This window comes from Shigella sp. FC1661 (genome assembly GCF_001712525.1).
GTDB classification, from domain to species: domain Bacteria; phylum Pseudomonadota; class Gammaproteobacteria; order Enterobacterales; family Enterobacteriaceae; genus Escherichia; species Escherichia coli.
In genome coordinates this window covers 1-1,610 of record NZ_MDGW01000306.1, presented here as the reverse complement: position 1 = coordinate 1,610, position 1,610 = coordinate 1, and the positions used below count along the sequence as shown (strand labels likewise).

Here is a 1,610-nt window from a genome sequence, read left to right as displayed (position 1 = left end):
TTTGCCGTTACGCACCACGCCTTCAGTAGCGGAGCAGGAAGGACATCTGATGGAAATGGAAGCCACGCAAGCACCTTAAAATCACCATCATACACTAAATCAGTAAGTTGGCAGCATTACCAGATTATGAAACCTCAATAGTAATATGCAAATAAGCAATTAATAATCCCGTTTACTCCTCCGGTCTTTTAAAATTCTCACCTTCATTCAGCCGGTTTATGTCCTTCATGTCTTCGTTCTTGCTCGGCAGATTTCTGCATCCAGGCGTGTTTTCGTTATGCGTTTTGCTCCCTTTACTCGCCAGCGCCACCACATCACATATCTCTTTCAGCTACGCCGCCCGCCAGCGGATGCAAAACCGTGCGCGTTTATTAAAACAGTACCAAACCCATCTGAAAAAACAGGCCAGCTACATTGTGGAAGGCAATGCCGAAAGCAGAAGGGCGCTACGCCAGCACAACCGGGAGCAGATAAAACAGCATCCAGAATGGTTTCCTGCGCCGCTCAAGGCAAGTGACAGACGCTGGCAGGCGTTGGTAGAAAACAATCATTTCCTCAGCAGCAACCACCTGCATAATATCACCGAAGTGGCGATTCACCGTCTGGAGCAACAGCTTGGCAAGCCTTACGTCTGGGGCGGCACGCGGCCCGATCAAGGCTTCGACTGTAGCGGGTTGGTTTTTTATGCCTACAACAAGATCCTTGAGGCTAAGCTCCCGCGCACGGCTAATGAGATGTATCACTACCATCGGGCAACCATTGTGGCAAATAACGACCTGCGCCGGGGAGATTTGCTGTTTTTCCATATCCACAGCCGTGAAATTGCCGACCATATGGGCGTGTATCTGGGAGACGGTCAGTTTATTGAGTCGCCGCGCATGGGGGAAACCATTCGGGTAAGTCGGTTAGCTGAACCTTTCTGGCAGGATCATTTTTTGGGCGCGCGGTGGATATTGACGGAAGAGACGATTTTGTAGGACGGATAAGGCGTTTACGCCGCATCCGGCGGTGGTGCGCAGATGCCTGATGCGACGCTGACGCGTCTTATCATGCCTACAAATCTGTGCGTTTTTGCGAGCCGCTTTCCTGTTATTCCATCACCTCATTGCCGACCTTTCCTTTTCTTCTTACCGTTGAGAAAAAGGAGTCGCCATGTCTGAATATCGTCGTTATTACATCAAGGGGGGAACCTGGTTTTTCACGGTGAATTTACGCAATCGTCGAAGCCAACTCTTGACCACCCAGTACCAGATGCTCCGTAACGCCATTATTAAACGTTCCATTGGGCTGTTATCCCAGCAGTTTCCGCGCCGGCTCATACTCTGTCTGATCTGGTATCGCCACAATAACTGCCGGAACTGCCTGCTCGTATAATGACTGCCCTGATCGCTGTGGAACATCACCCCGCCGGGCTTACCACGGGTTTCCCATGCCATTTCCAGCGCTTTCATGGTGAGCCTGCTGTCCGGCGAGAACGACATGGCCCAGCCCACTGGTTTTCTTGCGAACAGGTCGAGAACAACGGCGAGGTACGCCCAGCGCTTACCCGTCCAGATACAGGTCACATCACCGCACCACACCTGATTTGGCTCGGTCACGGCGAACTGCCT

The 1,610-nt window shown here is 51.7% G+C and carries 2 protein-coding genes and 2 pseudogenes; 2 read left to right on the top strand and 2 right to left on the bottom strand.

The genetic code is table 11. The annotated features are described in order from the left end of the window. On the bottom strand, positions 1-66 hold a 66-nt coding region (locus BFF42_RS16375; RefSeq protein WP_129927876.1), incomplete at its 3' end, for an IS1 family transposase. Between the two features lie 161 nt (positions 67-227). On the opposite strand from BFF42_RS16375, the gene BFF42_RS16370 reads away from it, so the two are divergent. After that, complete coding sequence (locus BFF42_RS16370; RefSeq protein WP_012421460.1) at positions 228-977, top strand: C40 family peptidase; 750 nt, start codon at positions 228-230, stop codon at positions 975-977. A gap of 175 nt (positions 978-1,152) precedes the next feature. Beyond that, positions 1,153-1,275: pseudogene (locus tag BFF42_RS16365) on the top strand (transposase); the annotation flags it as partial. On the opposite strand, the pseudogene BFF42_RS16360 reads toward BFF42_RS16365, so the two are convergent. Then, a pseudogene (locus tag BFF42_RS16360) lies at positions 1,248-1,610 on the bottom strand (IS3 family transposase); the annotation flags it as partial. The pseudogenes BFF42_RS16365 and BFF42_RS16360 sit on opposite strands and share 28 nt — an antisense overlap.